The organism is Paenibacillus xylanexedens (genome assembly GCF_007676705.1).
Classification (GTDB): Bacteria; Bacillota; Bacilli; order Paenibacillales; family Paenibacillaceae; genus Paenibacillus; species Paenibacillus xylanexedens_C.
Map to the genome: position 1 here is coordinate 63,821 of NZ_VEBF01000001.1, position 18,255 is coordinate 82,075.

Annotated in this window: 19 protein-coding genes; 7 read left to right on the plus strand and 12 right to left on the minus strand. The window is 44.1% G+C overall.

From position 1 onward, the window contains the following. Window positions 1-278: 278 nt before the first annotated feature. Window positions 279-1,259: an aldo/keto reductase gene (locus FS628_RS00280; RefSeq protein ID WP_145317401.1), complete on the plus strand. Its 981-nt coding sequence runs from the start codon at window positions 279-281 to the stop codon at window positions 1,257-1,259. A gap of 71 nt (window positions 1,260-1,330) precedes the next feature. Here the strand turns inward: FS628_RS00280 and FS628_RS00285 are convergent, their stop codons facing one another. After that, window positions 1,331-1,702: an iron chaperone gene (locus tag FS628_RS00285; RefSeq protein ID WP_145317404.1), complete on the minus strand. Its 372-nt coding sequence runs from the start codon at window positions 1,700-1,702 to the stop codon at window positions 1,331-1,333. A gap of 174 nt (window positions 1,703-1,876) precedes the next feature. Beyond that, window positions 1,877-2,917, minus strand: coding sequence for an NAD(P)-dependent alcohol dehydrogenase (locus FS628_RS00290; RefSeq protein ID WP_145317407.1), 1,041 nt, complete (start codon window positions 2,915-2,917; stop codon window positions 1,877-1,879). Window positions 2,918-3,110: 193 nt separating this feature from the next. On the opposite strand from FS628_RS00290, the gene FS628_RS00295 reads away from it, so the two are divergent. Further along, window positions 3,111-3,524, plus strand: a complete 414-nt coding sequence (locus tag FS628_RS00295; RefSeq protein WP_440131256.1) for a MerR family transcriptional regulator — start codon at window positions 3,111-3,113, stop codon at window positions 3,522-3,524. 150 nt (window positions 3,525-3,674) lie between these two features. Here the strand turns inward: FS628_RS00295 and FS628_RS00300 are convergent, their stop codons facing one another. Next, window positions 3,675-4,253, minus strand: coding sequence for a TetR/AcrR family transcriptional regulator (locus FS628_RS00300; protein WP_145317413.1), 579 nt, complete (start codon window positions 4,251-4,253; stop codon window positions 3,675-3,677). Window positions 4,254-4,455: 202 nt separating this feature from the next. Here FS628_RS00300 and FS628_RS00305 point away from each other — a divergent pair, with 202 nt between their 5' ends. Then, entirely contained in the window at window positions 4,456-5,379 is a 924-nt protein-coding gene (locus tag FS628_RS00305; protein ID WP_145317417.1) for an AraC family transcriptional regulator, read from the plus strand. A gap of 109 nt (window positions 5,380-5,488) precedes the next feature. On the opposite strand, the gene FS628_RS00310 is transcribed toward FS628_RS00305, so the two are convergent. From FS628_RS00310 to FS628_RS00330, 5 genes are all read right to left on the minus strand, one after another. Then, on the minus strand, window positions 5,489-6,511 hold the full coding sequence (locus FS628_RS00310; protein ID WP_145317420.1) for an NADH:flavin oxidoreductase/NADH oxidase: 1,023 nt from the start codon (window positions 6,509-6,511) through the stop codon (window positions 5,489-5,491). A 129-nt stretch (window positions 6,512-6,640) separates the two neighbouring features. Beyond that, entirely contained in the window at window positions 6,641-6,985 is a 345-nt protein-coding gene (locus FS628_RS00315; protein ID WP_145317423.1) for a rhodanese-like domain-containing protein, read from the minus strand. A 51-nt stretch (window positions 6,986-7,036) separates the two neighbouring features. Then, window positions 7,037-7,681: an SDR family oxidoreductase gene (locus FS628_RS00320; protein ID WP_145317426.1), complete on the minus strand. Its 645-nt coding sequence runs from the start codon at window positions 7,679-7,681 to the stop codon at window positions 7,037-7,039. Between the two features lie 137 nt (window positions 7,682-7,818). After that, a complete protein-coding gene (locus FS628_RS00325; RefSeq protein WP_145317429.1) occupies window positions 7,819-8,244 on the minus strand; it encodes a MarR family winged helix-turn-helix transcriptional regulator in 426 nt (141 codons plus the stop codon). Between the two features lie 187 nt (window positions 8,245-8,431). Beyond that, a complete protein-coding gene (locus FS628_RS00330) occupies window positions 8,432-9,460 on the minus strand; it encodes an ABC transporter substrate-binding protein (RefSeq protein ID WP_145317432.1) in 1,029 nt (342 codons plus the stop codon). A gap of 211 nt (window positions 9,461-9,671) precedes the next feature. Between FS628_RS00330 and FS628_RS00335 the strand changes: the two genes are divergently transcribed. Beyond that, window positions 9,672-10,484, plus strand: a complete 813-nt coding sequence (locus FS628_RS00335; RefSeq protein WP_145317435.1) for an undecaprenyl-diphosphate phosphatase — start codon at window positions 9,672-9,674, stop codon at window positions 10,482-10,484. An 87-nt stretch (window positions 10,485-10,571) separates the two neighbouring features. On the opposite strand, the gene FS628_RS00340 is transcribed toward FS628_RS00335, so the two are convergent. Beyond that, window positions 10,572-11,750, minus strand: coding sequence for an MFS transporter (locus tag FS628_RS00340; RefSeq protein ID WP_145317438.1), 1,179 nt, complete (start codon window positions 11,748-11,750; stop codon window positions 10,572-10,574). Window positions 11,751-11,895: 145 nt separating this feature from the next. Further along, the gene (locus tag FS628_RS00345) at window positions 11,896-12,753 is read right to left on the minus strand and encodes an arginase family protein (RefSeq protein ID WP_145317441.1); all 858 of its coding nucleotides are present in this window, start codon (window positions 12,751-12,753) and stop codon (window positions 11,896-11,898) included. Window positions 12,754-12,858: 105 nt separating this feature from the next. Between FS628_RS00345 and FS628_RS00350 the strand changes: the two genes are divergently transcribed. Then, the gene (locus FS628_RS00350) at window positions 12,859-13,224 is read left to right on the plus strand and encodes a winged helix-turn-helix transcriptional regulator (RefSeq protein WP_145317444.1); all 366 of its coding nucleotides are present in this window, start codon (window positions 12,859-12,861) and stop codon (window positions 13,222-13,224) included. A 138-nt stretch (window positions 13,225-13,362) separates the two neighbouring features. Here the strand turns inward: FS628_RS00350 and FS628_RS00355 are convergent, their stop codons facing one another. Continuing rightward, window positions 13,363-13,833, minus strand: coding sequence for a GNAT family N-acetyltransferase (locus FS628_RS00355; RefSeq protein ID WP_145317447.1), 471 nt, complete (start codon window positions 13,831-13,833; stop codon window positions 13,363-13,365). Window positions 13,834-14,036: 203 nt separating this feature from the next. Here FS628_RS00355 and FS628_RS00360 point away from each other — a divergent pair, with 203 nt between their 5' ends. After that, complete coding sequence (locus tag FS628_RS00360) at window positions 14,037-14,702, plus strand: MBL fold metallo-hydrolase (protein ID WP_145317450.1); 666 nt, start codon at window positions 14,037-14,039, stop codon at window positions 14,700-14,702. Between the two features lie 297 nt (window positions 14,703-14,999). Here FS628_RS00360 and FS628_RS00365 read toward each other — a convergent pair whose 3' ends face one another. Further along, entirely contained in the window at window positions 15,000-15,647 is a 648-nt protein-coding gene (locus FS628_RS00365; RefSeq protein WP_222125161.1) for a hypothetical protein, read from the minus strand. A 202-nt stretch (window positions 15,648-15,849) separates the two neighbouring features. Between FS628_RS00365 and metE the strand changes: the two genes are divergently transcribed. Continuing rightward, a complete protein-coding gene (gene metE, locus FS628_RS00370) occupies window positions 15,850-18,144 on the plus strand; it encodes a 5-methyltetrahydropteroyltriglutamate--homocysteine S-methyltransferase (RefSeq protein WP_145317456.1) in 2,295 nt (764 codons plus the stop codon). The last annotated feature ends 111 nt before the right edge of the window (window positions 18,145-18,255 follow it).

Here is an 18,255-nt window from a genome sequence, read left to right on the forward strand (position 1 = left end):
GCTATAGATTATATCATGGCTTTTTTTCGCGTTCAATCCTTTTTTTCTCTTCTCTGTCTGAGTTGAACCATACTTTATATGGAGTAAGATGTCCCTTGAGCTACACTGGGGGCATTTTTTTATGTTCTATATCCAACCGATTTGGAGATAATGATAGGATTAGGCAAAAGTTTGATAGAAATGTGGTACAGGCTGCTTCGTTCGTTATGACATAATAAATGTAAATAGGTCACCATACAGGTGGCCATAATAAATTTTAGAAAGGATTTGAACATCATATGGAATACACAAAACTTGGTAACACAGGCTTGGACGTATCTCGATTTTGCCTGGGATGTATGGGATTCGGGGACGCCAGTAAGTGGGTTCATCAATGGGTATTGAATGAAGAGAACTCCCGCCCTGTCATCAAAAAAGCGCTAGATTTAGGCATTAATTTCTTCGATACAGCGAATGTATACTCTTTGGGTACAAGTGAGGAATATCTTGGTCGGGCATTAAAGGATTATGCCAATCGTGATGAGGTTGTCATTGCAACCAAGATCCACGGACAGATGCATGAGGGGCCCAACGGTTCTGGCCTTTCGAGAAAAGCCATCATGAGTGAAATAGACAAGAGTCTGAAACGTTTGGAAACGGATTATGTCGACCTGTATATCATCCATCGTTGGGATTACAATACCCCTATTGAAGAAACCATGGAAGCTTTACATGATGTGGTGAAGTCCGGTAAAGCGAGATACATTGGAGCTTCAGCGATGTTCGCATGGCAGTTCCAAAAGGCATTGCATGTGGCCGAGAGAAATGGTTGGACCAAGTTCGTTTCCATGCAAAACCACTTAAACCTCATCTATCGTGAAGAAGAACGCGAGATGCTTCCTCTGTGCAAGGAAGAAAAGATTGGTGTCACTCCCTACAGTCCTCTGGCTTCAGGCAGGTTAACCCGTGACTGGTCTGTAACCACGCTTCGTTCCGAGACAGACGAAGTGCAAAAATCCAAGTATAACGGAACCAGTGATGCGGATCGACTTGTTGTCGAGCGGGTTGCATCCATTGCAGAAAAGTATGGTGTTCCTCGCACACACATTGCACTTGCCTGGTTATTACAAAAAGATACTGTGGCGGCTCCGATTATCGGTGCCACCAAATTATCGCATCTGGATGATGCTGTAGGTGCTCTGTCTGTTAAGTTGACCACAGAAGATGTTACGTTCCTTGAAGAGCCATACGTACCTCACCCTGTAGTAGGTCATAAATAATGGTGTAATATACCGAAGACCCTTAACTTCCGAATCTGGAAGTTAGGGGTCTTCTTTTTTTTCATCGCGATTTATTTACGCCAAAATGTTGAACAGTCTGCCTTATCCGCGATATTGAACTCAATCATTCGCTCAAGTAACGAAAAATCAATTTCCTGTTTCCACTTCATTCGAACCAATTCTTTGGTGTGATCATAACCCGCCTGAGTGATCTCTTCCGAAAAACGATTAATTCCTGCCTTCTCGGGAGCAACAGCCAAATGTTGCTTGGATACACTGAAGCCAATGATAAAGGTCTCGTGATCGGTAAACATCGGTTGATTCCATGCTATTTTTTGCTTTAGATTCGGGAATTTTTCAGTAATCCAGTTCAAGACTTCTTCCGTCCGTGCCTGATGTTCCGGGTTATCGATACGTGCTATAAATTCTGCAAAGGTCTCCATTGCTTTCCCCCTATATCAATAAATATACTGCTTCTTTTGCCCCATTCGATCTCATTCTATCATGAATCCATCAACCGAATCTAACGAGATCATAAGAAAACAAGCAAGCAACTGACCTTGGTGGCCAGCTACTTGCTTGTCTACTCATGCAACGAGTTATTACTTACTTCACAATTACATTGTGCTGATATCAATAACAAAGCGATATTTCACGTCGGAAGCCAGTACACGTTTGTAAGCTTCGTCAATCTGATCGGCCGAGATGACCTCAATGTTAGGCGCAATATCATGTTCCGCACAGAAATCGAGCATTTCCTGCGTTTCACGAATGCCACCAATCATTGAACCTGCGAATGACCGGCGATGACCGATGAGAGAGAATACGTTAACAGCTAATGGCTCTGCTGGAGCACCCACGTTCACGAGAGTACCATCCAGCGTGAGCAGTGAGAAATAAGCGTTAATATCAATATTCGCACTTACTGTGTTAATCATCAGATCAAAAGTCCCTGCAAGTTTTTCGAACGTTTCCTGTTCGCTTGTTGCGTAGTAGTGATCTGCACCAAATTGCAGTCCATCTTCTTTTTTACTCAAGGACTGGGAAAGAACCGTTACTTCGGCGCCCATCGCATGTGCAATTTTAACAGCCATATGTCCTAGGCCACCCATACCTACAACGGCAACCTTCTTACCTGGGCCAGCTCCCCAGTGATGCAGCGGTGAATACGTCGTAATACCTGCACACAGCAAAGGTGCAGCAGCGTCCAGTGCAATGTTATCCGGGATGCGAACGATGAAATCCTCGATTACAACAATATGGGTAGAATATCCACCTTGCGTAGGTTCACCATATTTGTCTACACCAGCGTAGGTAGGAATATTTCCTTTGAGACAGTATTGCTCTTCACCTTTGCGGCAGTTATCACATTCACCACAAGAGTCAACCATACATCCGACCCCTACTCGGTCACCGACCTTGTATTTGGATACTCCGGTTCCTACATCTGTTACAATCCCGGCAATCTCGTGTCCAGGAACAAGCGGATAATTCACAGGACCCCATTCACCGTGGGCAGTATGGATGTCAGAATGGCAGATACCGGCATATTTAATCTCGATTAATACATCATTCGTATCCAGATCACGTCGTTTAATTTCAGCACTTCGGAATTGTTGGTCTGGTCCGTCAACTGCTCTGGCTTTAGCTATAATCAATGTAATAACCTCCTAGTAATTTAAAGTTCAAAATAATCTTACCCCCTCTAGTTAACTCTAGGTCAAATATTTATCTTACTTTTTTTATCTCCAACTCACTTTGACATGTTGTAATGCAGCATGGTAGAATTCACTCGGATCAATCCTAGAGTTAACTCGAAGTCTACCCCCTGTGGAAAGGAATTTTATGAAAATGACCTATTCAATCGGTGAAGTTGCCAAAAAATTAGACCTTACGGTATATACATTGCGTTACTACGATAAGGAAGGACTCATGCCTTTTGTAGAACGTACGACGAGCGGTACACGTTTGTTCAAAGATTCTGACATTGACTTTCTAAAGATCATCCAATGTCTGAAGCTGACCGGGATGCCTATTAAGGACATCAAAGACTTCATTGAATGGTGTTCTGAAGGGGATTCCACACTGAAGCAAAGATATGACATGTTCACAGAGCGAAAAGCTAGCGTAGAAGCGCAGATGGAGGAATTAAGAAGGACCATGGAGGTCATTGAGCACAAATGCGCATACTACGAGACTGCTTTGGAGGCTGGGACTGAAGAGATTCACAAAGTTAAATCAATAGAAAATGCCATTACCAATTGATGTTATATGCTTTTATTCTAAAATTGACGCAAAAAAAAGTAGCTTGAAGTCCGCTAACGGATTTCAAGCTACTTTTTTGGGTACGTCTCTACCCGCCATATGAATAGCAGTTTAGGAATGCTCATTCTATTACGTGTAGAACTAGCTGTATCATTTTTCCAAAAGTTTCATCGATATATGGATAATGCGATTTAATTTTTCTTTATCCATCGAAGTTCTTGCCATGGCTCGTATGCCCACGGAAGTATTGTGAAGGTACTCTGCCATTTCCTTCGCATCCTGAGTTGAGGAGAACTCTCCATCCCGCTGTCCCCATTCAATAATCTGCTCGAACATCCGCTCTGCTACATTAAATGATTCAAGAGATCGGGAGTCCACCTCCGTATCACGTGGACCCAGCTCCACCGCCGAATTCACGATCAGGCAACCCGATGGCGTATCCTCTGCTTCGCTGATCATAACTTCGAAAATTTTATGCAGTGCTTCCACTGCTGTCTTGGACGCTTTGATCTCTGCGAGCAATGTATTGCTGACCTTACCATTGTAACGATCCATTGCCTGCAAAAACAACGAATGTTTGTCGTCAAACGTATCATATATACTTCTGCGATGAATCCCCATATGCTCAACCAGGTCACTCATCGACGTCTTCTCGTAACCTTGTTCCCAGAAGATCTTCATTGCTTTATCCAATACTTCGTTTACTTCAAACTCTTTACTCCTAGCCATTTTGACTTCCCTCCCAAAATCAATCTAACACATCGGGAACGATCAGTAAATAAAATAGGGACTTGTGAATATTCAGCTGGCAAATAACATATCTTATCCATTCACCTCAAATGTTTGCCTATTCCTATCCGTTTTCTACCGCCTTGGGTCAATCTACGATAGAATGTGGTTATTATGTTGTGAGAAAAAAAGGAGAACTTTCATGTCTGATCAAATACACGAACAACAGAACGAATTAGCCACACTCATTGACCGTTTTTCTGACAAGGACGGGGTGCATTCTACTGCCATTCCCTCCTTATTTTTAATCCGCGAATCTGTCGTTACGGAACCCCTATTCAGAGTTAATGAACCGTCCTTCTGCATTATCGTTCAGGGCGAAAAAGAGGTACTCCTGGGACAGGATCGTTTCCGTTATGGTCCAGGAAGTTATATCGTCGCAACCGTTGATTTGCCAGTTAGTGGACAAGTCATTCAGGCCTCGCCTGAAGCTCCTTACCTGGCGCTAAAACTTGAGTTTACATCCAGTGAAATTCTGGAGGTATTAAACCATTCCGACTTCCCTACAAAACCGCTGAAAAATGCGAGAAGGGCCATGTTTGTCAGCCAAACTGAATCGTCTCTGCTGGACGCGGTCGTCAGGTTGGCCCGACTACTGGAAGAACATTCGGAAGATATCCCACTACTCGCACCTTTGTTCAAGAAGGAAATTCTCTATAGAGTATTGAAAGGTCCCCATGGGGTTGCCCTAGAACAAGCTACAATGGAGGGCAGCCACACGTATCGAGTCAAAGACGTCATTCAATATATTATGAATCACTCTGATCAGAATTTCAGGGTTGAGGAATTGGCCCACTTGGCGAATATGAGCACTGCCTCGCTGTATAGACACTTTAAAGAAGTGACTGCCATGAGTCCAATTCAGTTTCAAAAACAACTCAGGCTTCAGGAAGCTCGACGCTTGTTATTATCTAAGTCCACCGATGCAGCAGATGTAGCATTTCAGGTAGGTTACGAGAGCCCTTCCCAATTCAGTCGTGAATACTCCCGCATGTTCGGTTTTCCGCCCCGGGAAGATATCAAACGTCTGAGAGGTAAAACCGATGAATCGACAACGATCTCCTGACTGTTACTCGCTAATATCATTCCTTCACATCGTTTAGTTTAACCAAAAAAAGGACTCCTTCTGTTTTGGCAGTCGGAGTCCTTTCTTATCCATATTTTAATGCAGATTATTAAAAACCAGTCGTATATTGTTTTGGAACGTCCGTTGTCTTGCGCAAAGCAGACGCAGCTTCCAATGCCCAGTAAGGATTTCTTAACAGCCCTCTTCCGACTGCAACGAGATCAGCTTCTTCATTTCCGATAACTGCATTCGCCAATTTCGGGTCGTCCAGTCTTCCAACAGCAATCACGGGCACATCAAGAGCTTCTTTGATTGCTTTAGCGAGAGGTACTTGATAAGCTGCGTGAGTTCCTGGTCTGCCCGATGCACCAATAGGTCCCTCGCCACCAGATGAGATATCGAACAGGTCCACGCCTGCCTCTTGATATGCCTTGGCAAACTCGGAACTTTCTTCAATTCCATAACCACCTTCGACGTATTCTTTTGCTGAAATACGCATCATCAGGGGCATGTCTTTTGGCATCTCTGCCTTTGCAGCCTGAATGATCTCCCTGCCGAATAAAGTTAAATCTTGTCCATATTCGTCTTCGCGCTTGTTCGTTAGTGGAGAATGGAACTGATGAATCAGATAGCCATGTGCGCCATGAAGCTCAATCGCATCAAATCCAGCTTTCACTGCACGCGCTACTGCACTACGGAACTTTTCAACCATTCCTTTTACTTCGTCCGTTGTAAGCGCTCGAGGTTGCTTGGAATTCTCATCAAAGGCGATCGCGGACGGAGCTACTGGAACCTCGGCATCTTCTGCTTTGCGGCCCGCATGAGCAATCTGAATACCAACCTTGGCACCATAACTGTGACACGCATCTACGATCCGCTTCAGAGCTGGGATCTGTTCATCTGACCATAACCCAAGATCATAGTCTGAAATTCGGCCATCTGGTTCCACATCTGTCATTTCAATGATAATGAAACCTGTTCCCCCCACGGCACGACTAACGTAGTGCATATAATGCCAATCTGTTGCTATACCATCTTTTTGCTCAACTGAATATTGGCACATTGGAGCCATTACGACACGGTTTTTAAGCTCTAGGCTTTTAAAAGAATATGGACTAAACAAATCTGTCATCAAAATAAAACTCCCCTTTTCATGAATCACGTATAATAAAATGCATGCGCAAGCATTGAAACAGTGCCTACACTTAATAATTCCGTATGATTAAGAACTCACATGTATCTTTTACTTCATTTACTTCATTTACTTCATCACATAAAGACATTCAAACCCATGCTTTCGCAAAATACGTATAGCCTTTTTGGATTGAAGCATACCAGGAGACATTATAATTACATTATCTTCTCGAAGAAGGTATTTTTCCCAGGTGAAAGCAAGACGTCCCAGTGAGATGTTAATCGTATCCGGAGTAGGATTAGCCATATAATCCGTCGCATCTCGAATATCGATCACTTTATACTGCCGAAAGTCACGCTCTTGTCTGAGAAATACTTGATAATCAATATATTCAAGATTGCGCAGTGGCCAAAATTGACGTACAACGATGAAGATACCTAATATGAAGGTCAAAAGCATCAACATAATCATTGTATAGCCCTCTCTTAACTCATCTGATATCGGCGAAAATTTTGTTTTGGATCAAAGTCTACTCAATGCCTCAGATATTACATCCTCGCCAGTGATTAGATCAAATGAACGCTTGTAGGTATTCTTCTCACTCAAACTGGCCAAAATCACATGAGCTACATCTTCACGAGCGATGTTACCGGATGTAATATTCTCAGAAGCAGAAACTTTACCTGTCCCTGGTTCATTCGTTAGAATCCCTGGACGTATGATGGTATATGTTAACCCACTGCTCTCTAACAATTTGTCAGCATAGTGTTTGGCTGCATAATATGGAAGGATGTTATCATGCCAGTTCTCACGATTATTGGCTTGGATTGCACTTACCATGATAAATCGATCAATACCCGCTTTTTGAGCCGCTTCAATGGTTTTCCCCGCACCATCCAGATCAATCAGGAGTGTTTTGTCATATCCCGTTGTACCGCCAGAGCCAGCTGTAAATACGATTGCATCACAACCCGTTGCAGCAGCTACAAGTGAGTCAACCGTACCTTCCAAGTCGGCAACCACTGTTTCCACACCCTGTGCCGCAAATGTATCTACCTGTTCTTGTTTTCGTACCATGGCAAGAACGGTGTGCTCTTCACTATTCTTCAAAAGATGAATAAGCTGTTGACCAATTTGTCCATTTGATCCTACGACGAATACCTTCATGTTTAATACCTCCTTATACATGAATCACCGCACCCACATTAAAAGCATGCGCATGCATTTAATTTAACGGATAGATTAATGAGTGTCAAGTCTTCTTATAGGGTAAATGACTACATTACCCTATATTCACCCTACTCTTAGAACAATTCTTTAGTGAGGTTCTCTAATCGAGTCTCAAATCCATCCTGTTCCAATTCAGTTTGCAAGACCTGATTAAACGTTTGAAGTGCTTTCTTGTATTTATTCTCTCCAAGCTCCGTGATACGAGTGTAAATGCCACGTCGGTCATCTTCACATGCATGTCTTTCCAGAGCCCCACAGTCTTTGGCTTCCATCCTAACGACGAGCCTGGAAGTAGCACTTTGGCTCAACCCCACCAGTTCTTGAAGTTGCTGTAGGCGTAATTCCTTACCCTCCGCATTATATATGAAGTTTAACACATAAAATTCCTTCAAAGATAAGTCATATTGTTGAAGCAGAGCTTGTTCCAGCTTCTCGTTCAGATGGGTATGAAGGTTAGAGAAAGCCAACCAAACATTCAAACGTTCACTTTTTTGCTGCAATATAGATCACCCCACTTGATATTTAATGTTCATCAGCTGTTATCCTATTGTATCAAGCTTAATTACATTGGTCAAAATCCATCCAAGATCGACGTATATAACATTCTAAGCTCATAAAAAGAGCATTTCCCCGTCTTGTAGCGACGTTTCGGAAATGCTCCAGTATTATCATGTATATGGTTCAATCTTACTTCGCCGAAAGCAGGCTGTCCGTAATAAACTGCAACTGACCTTCCAGCGTTACCGGATCGTTATACGTATCAGAGGTTGGGTCAAGCTGGAACACATGATTTGCCTTCACTGCAGGCAAGGTCTTCCATAATGTATTATCGTATACGATCTTGGGATCAGTCTTATCTCCGGACCACGGACTGGTGAAGATGATATCACCTGCATACTCCGGCAATAGTTCCATGGAGATCGAAGCCCATCCAGTCCCGCTGTCAATTGCTTCAACTTGAGCCTTGGCTGGTGCCTTGAGACCAAACTCCCCATAAATAATTTCACCGCCTCGACCGTAGTTATGACCGAATACAAATAACCCTTTTGCATACGGATTCAGGATGGAAACAGTGCGATCACCGACAACTTCCTGAACCTTAGGCTTCAGTTCATTAATGCGCTCTTCCCATTTAGCATTCCAGGCTATAGCGGCGTCTTCTCTATTCGTGAGCTTACCCATTTCAAGCATTAGATCCTTGAAATCACGCTTGCCAAATGTAATCTGTACGACAGGCGCAATCTGCTCCAGCTTGTCGATACCCTCGGTGCCCGTGTACACGATAAATAGGTCTGGTTTTAGACTGATTAGCTTCTCTGGAGTAGGTACTTCACCCAAGTCACTGGTGCCCGCTGCTGCAAGTTGATCCTTGATATACTTGTTGTTCATCGCTCCGGATAAAGCACCGACTACCGGTGCATCCAGGGCAACAAAGTACCCTGTCGAGAATGACGTCAGATCAACGATACGTTGTGGATTCTTGGGCACCTGCACTTCGCCGGCATCCGATTGATATGTAACGAGCTCCTCTTCAGCAGTGGCACTGGTTTCAGCGGAAGAAGCTGCATTCGAGTCCGTCTTGGTTTCTGTCTCCGCAGCTGCGTTCGCGCTGTCAGCAGTTGTACTATTGGTCGTGGCAGACTGTCCACATGCACTAAGTACAAGCAACAAGATGAGTGCCATCATGATCCATATTGGTGTTCTCTGTTTCCGCAAAATAAACCCACCTCTTCATTGATATTGATAATCGTTATCAACGATATCATGCTCTGCAGAATTTGACAAGCTATGTTTATTTCCCTCTCTCTATGAACTCTAACTTGCAAGTCACCAAGTTAAACAGCTATCATCAATAGAGTAGACAAGTCACTTTTATTAATAAGAGAGATCATTGGAAAGCCAATGAAACGTATTCAAGGAGGACAACATGGAAGAGATTATATTGTGGTTAAAGTATTTATTTTTAGGTATTGTTCAAGGCGCAACAGAGCCGATTCCCGTCTCCTCAAGCGGTCATTTGATCATCGCCCAGAAACTGATGGGCATCAAGCAGAATGGATTGTCATTTGAGATTTTAACAAACACAGCATCACTTATCGCTATTATTTTTATTTTCCGGGAAGATATCAAAAAATTGATCATTGGTGCACTAGGTTACCTGCGTACTCGTAAAGAAGAATATAAAGCAGACTTCATGTTTTGCTTATACATAATTATTGGTACGATCCCCGCTGCTGTCGTTGCGGTCCTGTTCAAGGATCGGATTGAAGAAATCTTCTCGTCCGTATACACCGTTTCCATCGCATTATTGATCACCGGGGTTGCTTTATGGCTGATTCGTAATCTTCGTGGTCGCAAGCAAGATGGAGATCTGTCTACGAAAGATGCATTATTGGTAGGTCTGGCTCAGGCAGTCGCTCTTATTCCAGGGATAAGCCGTTCAGGAGCAACTGTAATCGCCTCGATCGCTGTCGGCATGAAACAGGAAACGGCTTTGAAGTTCTCCTTCATGCTGTATATTCCCATTAGCATTGGCGGACTCATTATGGGTGTATCCGACATTGCCAATGATCCGAACCGATCACAGTTGGCTATCCCATATCTGATTGCATTTATCACAACGCTCTTCGTCACCTATTTCTCCATGAGATGGTTTATGGGCATTATGGCCAGAGGTAACCTGAAATACTTTTCGTATTACTGTTTTGCCGCAGGTACCTTGCTACTGATCTTTTTATAAAAATAAGCAACTATAACAAAAGGAACAACCAGCGATGGTTGTTCCTTTGTTTTGTAATGAGGGAACCACATTCCATGAAGGCAAGAGCTAGACGGTCAGCCGGGCAGCCTTGCTGCTTCTGTTAACCAGCTCTGTGGCCACGAACATGACACTGAAGAGTATAAGAAGAATCAGGGGTACCATCGACATTCCCCATTGGCTTGCAATCAGGCCCATACCTAAAGGAATTAAAGTTGATCCCGTATAGGCACTTGCCATTTCAAGTCCAATTACACTTGGGGAGGCCTTCTCTCCGAACCGTTCTGGTGTCGCGTGAACAATACTCGGATAGATCGGTGCTCCACCCAATCCGACCACAAACAGCGCGCCTGCTGCAATCCAGTACGGAATCGGCATAACCAGGATGACTAATCCGAAACATCCAACAATTCCACCATACCTGATGAGATGTTTGCTCGATACATGCGTCGATAGAAATCCTGAGATTATACGTCCTACAATGATTCCGATAAAGAACAAGGAAGATAACGCTGCCGCAGTACCTGGAGATACGCCTTTACTACCTATGAAGAAAGAAGCCATCCATAGACCAGCAGCTGTCTCCGAACCATTGTAGCAGAGCATGGCCAACATCGACATCTTCACACCGGGGATGCGTATAGCCTCCCTGTTGCTCACACGTTTCTTCTCATCGCCGGATTCTTCTATTCTCCCCTTCTCGAAGATCTTCCATAGAGACAACGTTGACAATAAGATCACCGCGATCCCCAGGAGAATCAACCCTACTGTAACGTATCCTGCACGCCAGTTGTTTGCTTGATTCAGCCAATATGCCATTACGAGTGGACCCGTCACGGCACCAATTCCCCAGAAACAATGCAGCCAATTCATATGCTTCGCCTTGAAATGTAATGCTACATAATTACTAAGTGCCGCATCCACCGAACCTGCACCTAAGCCTAGAGGAATCGCCAGAATAAGGAAAAACACAAAATTCTCGGAGATCGAAAATCCCAACAGAGCAACGGTTGTTGAGAGGATGCTGAATAACGTGACCCTCCCCGTTCCGAATCGGTGTAACAATCGACTGGCCGACAGACTGGACACTACTGTACAAAATGAAATAATTAACGATATGTAACCTGCCATTTCTGTTGTCGCATGTATATCGTTTTTCATTATGGACCAGGCACTGCCAAGTAAGGCATCTGGCAGTCCCAGTCCTATAAATGCGAAATAGATAAGGATTAGCAATAACGTGACCATCTGGGTGTACTCTCCTCAGTTTGTTTGAATTCTGATTCGCTTTGAACCACCCATATAATAATATTGATATTTCTATTGATGATCTTCCTCAATATTGACTTATTATATCAGTATTCTGATATATTCTGGCGACTTATAACCTATATCACTGGTTCAAAATAGGAATTTCTCCAAGTAGATTCTTCAAGTTAATGGCATCCCACGGCATATGCTCGGTTATCCCTAATCCAACTACTTCTGTTTCTTCAGACAGTTCTTTGATCAGATGAAGCAAGTGAGGTATTTGCATGGTTCCCGCTGGTGAAAACACATAAGGTTCCCCTGGTTTGGCGAATAACAATGAACGGAACATGTTGGGATCAAGCACATCCAGATCAAGGTGAATTGCCAGGTGTTTGATACCATTTTCTTTAATCCACTTCTTAATCGACTCCATGCCATGGGTTAATTCTTCAGTTCCAGCCGTTCGAATACCCAATCTTTGAATCACTTCGGTTTCCTGTTCCGTGGGGGTTGTCAACCCGGCCATGAAGACATGTTCAGGCTTCAAAGGGACTCTCACATGTTTGGCAAACTCCGGATCGCCTTCCCCAAGAAGGTTCCCGAGCGGTAAAGTATGACCGTTGTCATAGCCCTCGTATCTAACCAAATCACCGTGAGCATCAATCCATATCAAACCAAGTTCTCCGTCATATCGTTCATTTAAATAAGCAAACGGGGCTTGTTCGACCAAACAGTCACCGCCAAACATGACAATGCGATCAGGCTGATGAGCTTGAATAATATGCTGGGCAGCCTGCAATTGCTGAAGTAGCTGTGTTCTGCTTTTAATCCCGTTCTCGCTTACCAGAGGTGTTCCATCATAAGCCTCAACAGGAACATGAATGAGAGGTTGATTATTGTCAGGTGCGAGCCAAGCAAGCAGTTCCGCTCCAAAAGAGTAGTTCGGATTATCTCCACCTTGCCATTGTGGCATAAGCAGACGTATTGTTTTTTGAGTCATCGTAAATCTCCTTTACTTCAAAGTAAGGTTAGTATAAACTGAGCCCAAACAAATAAATAGTACGGTCTTTTATGATAGGTACTACCCGGAAGGATAGTGTGAATGATGAGTATGGCTGAATATCACGGTAAAGTTAAAAACATTCAAGATACCCCTTTTGGATACACGTTGTCTGTCATTGGTGGCAAATGGAAAATGGTGATTATGTATCTCCTGGCAGAAAACCAGCCCGTCCGCTTTAATGAACTGAAAAGACAGATTGGTGCGATTACGTATAAAACGCTGAGTTCACAGCTCAAAGAATTGGAAGCAGATGGTATGATCGAACGGAAAGAATATCCCCAAGTCCCTCCTAAAGTCGAGTACCGTCTGACAGCGAAAGCTGAAACGTTATTGCCCGTTTTGGAAGGCCTATGCGAATGGGGTGTCCAACATCAAGACCCTTCGATCATTCATTCCGCAAAGGATTAAGACCTTTGGTCTATCCTTTTTTTAGAAAAGTAGGATACGTTAAAGCGTAAAAAAAGTCGCCCATAGGCGACTTTTTCTTGTATCTTCATATGCTCCTCTGTCCGTTCATTGAATGGAAGCTGTGATTCGTTCGTAGAGTTATACTTTTTCGTGTACCAGATCTTTCTGGTAGGCCAGCACTCTATCCCAATTACCACTGAAAATAGGGATTCGATAATATCCTACCCGCTCATAGAGTGCTGCTGCTTCCGGCTGCAAGGGGCCCGTTTGCAGTTTCAGATTAGTGTAACCCAGTTCGTTCGCAAGTCGCTCCGCCTCAGCCAAAATCGCCTGGGCAATCCCCTTCCGGCGATAGCCACTTCGTGTATACATGCGTTTAACCTCTACAGATGTTTCATCAAGGGGACGAAGTGCTCCGCAACCAACCGGATACCCGTCGATTCTGGCGACAATAAAGGCCGCACGTGGTACTTCAACGTCTGACAGTTGAAAACCCGCCGTCCCATCACCACCATAGAGCAAACCGAGTTCTTCGCTCAGTTCCTTAATCAATTGCAGCGAATCCTCGCTTCGAATATCTTCAGCTGCCGCATGCACGATCTGTGTCATCCCACATACCCCCTTTATCTTATTGGACTTGTTGGTTTTTGCGATATATATAAATTATCATTCCCAACACCAAGCGTCAATTCCCTCATCCATCGAATATTTCTATATGTACCCGAACGTATCTTTTTACAGTCTTTATTCGTTTACCTAAGTAATATAATGACCCATTTTGTATATCAATATATTTTTTGGAGGTCGGCATTATGGAAATTTCAAAAGGAATAGAGATGCTTCAGCTCGATTTTGAAGGGAATGTGATTCATCCTATTCTGATACGGGAAGAAGAAACAGCTGTGTTAATAGATACCGGTTTCCCAGGGCAATATGACGATTTACGCATTGCGTTAGAAAACATAGGCATGCCGATCAGCCAACTTAAAGCAGTGATTTTAACACATCAGGATGTAGACCATATCGGGTGTCTTCCCGAGATTTTGCAAGAGTGTGGCTCACAAGTCAAGATATATGCGCATGCGCTGGATAAGCCGTATATTGAGGGACAGCTCCCTCTTCTCAAAGACGGTCACCTTAAGCACCCTCCAAAGGGCAAAGTAGATGAAACCGTGACTGATGGTCAGGTACTCCCGTTTTGCGGTGGAATTCGCGTTATTCATACACCTGGTCATACGCCAGGTCATATCAGTCTTTATCTGAAGCAAAGCAAGACACTCATTGCCGGAGATTCAATGTACAGTGTGGACGGCATGCTTGGAGGCATACATGAACCAACTACACTGGATATAGAGACAGCCCGGTTCTCATTGAAGAAATATACCGAACTCGACATTACATCTGTGGTTTGTTACCACGGAGGACTAAGTCATAGGAATGTAAATGAACAGATCTCAGGGCTATATAAATTGAACTAACGAATATTTACACTGCACACTCCGATGACAGAACAACCTTCCGATCGCTGTTATCCCCAGATTTTTTTGATTCCTTTTATTTAGGTTAAATCCGGGGATAGCGTATGCTTCCGATGTAGCTTTCTTGCAGAAAGCTTGTAGGCGAACGCTCCGCTTCTTCAGGTTCTTTCTGTCCTCTTCGTTTTGTGTAAATGTTTAGTTCAATTTATATAGTTAAGGGTTTATAATATTTGAATTTGCTGTTGCGCGAATAATTCCTGTATATGCCACTACAATTCTCTATCATTATGCATAGTTCTATGGTTTGGCATACTGCAAAATGGCTGTAGCCGCACGAATTCGCAGCTCTTCCTCTTCACTGTGTAACGCTTCTCTGAGCACATGGAGAGCGGCTTGAATCGTGGCTTCATCTAGCTCGACTGGGGGAGGAATAACTGCACCCGATGCTGCGGTGACTGCAAGTCCGCGATCCAGTTCTGCTAGTGAAACCGGATAATCAAACTTCGCAAGAATGGATGAGTCCTTTTGCAATGCTTGCACTTTGTCATTTAACTCAGCAAGTGGAATACGCCCCAACCATGTAACTCCGCGACGATGGCAGATCAAGTCTTCTTCAGTACCAGCGGAATCGTCGTAATAATAATCCCCGATATCTCCCACGTACGTCCACTCATCATCATTAATTAAGACATAATCTCCATCCTGCATGAGGTTAACAAACATATGTAGTGTCGCAAGTGTGTTCGCCAATTCCCACTCATCAAAACCATAATGCTCGACCAACTTTTCCTTCCATAACTCCGGAGGCGTATGCTCCAGATCCCCCGTACCTGACCAAGCGATACCAATAAAATGTTCTTCCAAAAAGGACTTTACTCTGTTGACTCCATACACGGACGACTGGATATGATACAGATTCACAAGTACCGCCTTCCTTTCAATCATTCGTATGAACATAGTTAACCATTGTAACATTAGTGGGGTCTATTTCAAACGTAATGAGTTCTTCAAGTTCTATACTCCATGCTAAAAAGATTCTTTCCGATATAGCCTCAGGCTATAACTAGGTATAATTTAATGGAATTACGTTATAACTCCTGATCTGTGATAAATTTTGTGTAACATAAAAGCAGAGGGGTTTTAAGCGATGACGAAAAGTAGTGTATTGGGATATCCGCGTATTGGTGCTGATCGGGAATGGAAGAAAGCGTTGGAAGCGTTCTGGGCAGGGAAGCTGGAGGAAAATGAATTTCATGCACGTTTGCAGGAGATCCGTATCGATCATTTGCGCAAGCAGCAAGCGAAAGGCATCGACCTCATTCCGGTGAATGATTTCAGTTATTATGATCATATCCTGGATACAGCCGTGATGTTCGGCATTATTCCCAAACGATTTGCTTATGATGGTGGCTCCGTTCCGTTGTCCGTATATTATGGCATTGCCCGGGGAACGAAAGATGCCGCAGCAAGCGAAATGACGAAATGGTTCAACACTAACTATCACTACATTGTACCTGAACTGGACGGGGCTTCCCCAACTCTCACCGAGAACAAACCCCTTCTCGCTTATCGTGAAGCAAAAGAAAAACTCGGTATTGAAGGCAAACCGGTAATCGTTGGACCGCTAACCTTCCTGAAACTCTCCAAAGGCTATGATAAATCCGAGACAGACGCTTGGCTGGACCGCTTGCTACCACTTTACACTCAATTGCTTCAAGAACTTGCAAGCGAGGGCGTTCAGTGGGTGCAGATCGACGAGCCTATTCTGGTAACCAAATTAAGCGATGAGGATGTACAGCGTCTGAATAAAATATATGAGACATTTGCAGCAGCCGTTCCAGGCCTGAATATTATGCTGCAAACGTACTTTGAATCTGTTGAAAACTACAACGAGATTGTTGCACTGCCAGTTCAAGGTGTAGGACTTGATTTTGTACATGGACTCTCTGGCAACAGCCAAGCCATTCGGACATCCGGTTTCCCAGCGGACAAAGTATTGGGAGCAGGTATTATTGATGGGCGTGGAATCTGGAAAGCTTCCCTTCAAGGAAAACTGAAACTGCTGAATGAATTGGCCGAAGTCGTGACACCTGAACGTATTATCGTGCAATCATCCTGCAGCCTGCTGCATGTGCCAGTAACGACAGAACGGGAGACAAAACTTACATCCGAACTGAAAAATGCTCTTGCGTTTGCAGATGAAAAGCTGGATGAAATTGTTCTTTTGACTACAGCTTTATCTTCACCAAGTGCAGAGCTTACCGCTAAAATAGATGAAGCAGAGCTTACCCTTCAGGCGCTTCAGCAATCCGAAGATCGGAACCGCACCGCTGTTCAGCAAGCCGTTGCTTCCATCAGTGTTCAACAGCCGGAGCGCTCCCGCCCTTTTGCAGAGCGTCATGAAGCTCAACAGGTCAAATGGCAATTGCCACTCTTCCCAACGACAACGATTGGTAGTTTCCCGCAATCTGCTGAAGTCAGAAAAGCACGTCAGTTGTGGCGCAAGGGTGAGTTGAACAACGAACAGTATGCCGCCTTCATCCGGGAGCAGATTGATATCTGGATTAAGATTCAGGAAGAGATCGGAATTGACGTGTTGGTGCATGGTGAGTTTGAGCGTACCGACATGGTTGAATTCTTTGGCGAGAAACTTGCCGGTTTTGCCTTTACACAGTTTGGCTGGGTACAATCGTATGGTTCACGTTGCGTGAAACCACCTATTATCTTCGGCGATGTTGCATTTACGGGAGAAATGACGGTGGAAGAAACGAAATATGCCCAATCGCAAACAGAGCGCCCTGTCAAAGGCATGCTGACTGGCCCGATTACCATCATGAACTGGTCATTCGTACGCGAAGACATTGCTCGTGAGCAGATCGCCTATCAATTGGCGTATGCACTGAGACAGGAAGTTGAAGCACTTGAACAGGCAGGTATCGGCATGATCCAGGTTGACGAGCCGGCTGTTCGCGAAGGGCTTCCACTGAAGGAAAATGAACAAGCCGATTACCTGGCTTGGGCTGTTAAAGCATTCCGCATCTCCACGTGCACAGTGCACGAAACGACTCAAATCCATACACATATGTGCTATTGCGAATTCCATGACATGATTGATTCCATTGAAGCCATGGATGCTGATGTTATCTCCATTGAGACATCCCGTAGTCACGGTGAACTGATTCACAGCTTTGAAGAAAATACGTATGAGCTCGGTATCGGTCTTGGCGTATATGATATTCATAGTCCACGTGTTCCAAGTGTGGATGAAATGAGCAGCATGATTGAACGCGCTCTGCGTGTTCTTGATCCGAAGCTGTTCTGGATTAACCCGGACTGCGGATTGAAAACCCGTGGACAGGAAGAAACGGTTGCTTCTCTGCGCAACATGGTTGACGCAACCAGAATCGCTCGCACCAATCATGCTTCAGTTGCTGTATTGTAATCGGCTGTGAAGTAGCATAGCTTCAAAAGTAAAGCCGGACGCCCCTTCGTTAATTGGGTGTCCGGCTTTTTATGTGGTTACTTTTGTGGTTACTTTAACATACATCCATTT

What these genes read in the sequence shown, in the direction of transcription:
- FS628_RS00280 (WP_145317401.1), top strand. Translation starts at nt 279, where the DNA reads ATGGAATACACAAAACTTGGTAACACAGGCTTGGACGTATCTCGATTT.
- FS628_RS00285 (WP_145317404.1), bottom strand. Translation starts at nt 1,702, where the DNA reads ATGGAGACCTTTGCAGAATTTATAGCACGTATCGATAACCCGGAACAT.
- FS628_RS00295 (WP_440131256.1), top strand. Translation starts at nt 3,111, where the DNA reads ATGACCTATTCAATCGGTGAAGTTGCCAAAAAATTAGACCTTACGGTA.
- FS628_RS00300 (WP_145317413.1), bottom strand. Translation starts at nt 4,253, where the DNA reads ATGGCTAGGAGTAAAGAGTTTGAAGTAAACGAAGTATTGGATAAAGCA.
- FS628_RS00305 (WP_145317417.1), top strand. Translation starts at nt 4,456, where the DNA reads ATGTCTGATCAAATACACGAACAACAGAACGAATTAGCCACACTCATT.
- FS628_RS00310 (WP_145317420.1), bottom strand. Translation starts at nt 6,511, where the DNA reads ATGACAGATTTGTTTAGTCCATATTCTTTTAAAAGCCTAGAGCTTAAA.
- FS628_RS00315 (WP_145317423.1), bottom strand. Translation starts at nt 6,985, where the DNA reads ATGATTATGTTGATGCTTTTGACCTTCATATTAGGTATCTTCATCGTT.
- FS628_RS00320 (WP_145317426.1), bottom strand. Translation starts at nt 7,681, where the DNA reads ATGAAGGTATTCGTCGTAGGATCAAATGGACAAATTGGTCAACAGCTT.
- FS628_RS00335 (WP_145317435.1), top strand. Translation starts at nt 9,672, where the DNA reads ATGGAAGAGATTATATTGTGGTTAAAGTATTTATTTTTAGGTATTGTT.
- FS628_RS00340 (WP_145317438.1), bottom strand. Translation starts at nt 11,750, where the DNA reads ATGGTCACGTTATTGCTAATCCTTATCTATTTCGCATTTATAGGACTG.
- FS628_RS00345 (WP_145317441.1), bottom strand. Translation starts at nt 12,753, where the DNA reads ATGACTCAAAAAACAATACGTCTGCTTATGCCACAATGGCAAGGTGGA.
- FS628_RS00350 (WP_145317444.1), top strand. Translation starts at nt 12,859, where the DNA reads ATGAGTATGGCTGAATATCACGGTAAAGTTAAAAACATTCAAGATACC.
- FS628_RS00355 (WP_145317447.1), bottom strand. Translation starts at nt 13,833, where the DNA reads ATGACACAGATCGTGCATGCGGCAGCTGAAGATATTCGAAGCGAGGAT.
- FS628_RS00360 (WP_145317450.1), top strand. Translation starts at nt 14,037, where the DNA reads ATGGAAATTTCAAAAGGAATAGAGATGCTTCAGCTCGATTTTGAAGGG.
- FS628_RS00365 (WP_222125161.1), bottom strand. Translation starts at nt 15,647, where the DNA reads ATGATTGAAAGGAAGGCGGTACTTGTGAATCTGTATCATATCCAGTCG.
- metE (WP_145317456.1), top strand. Translation starts at nt 15,850, where the DNA reads ATGACGAAAAGTAGTGTATTGGGATATCCGCGTATTGGTGCTGATCGG.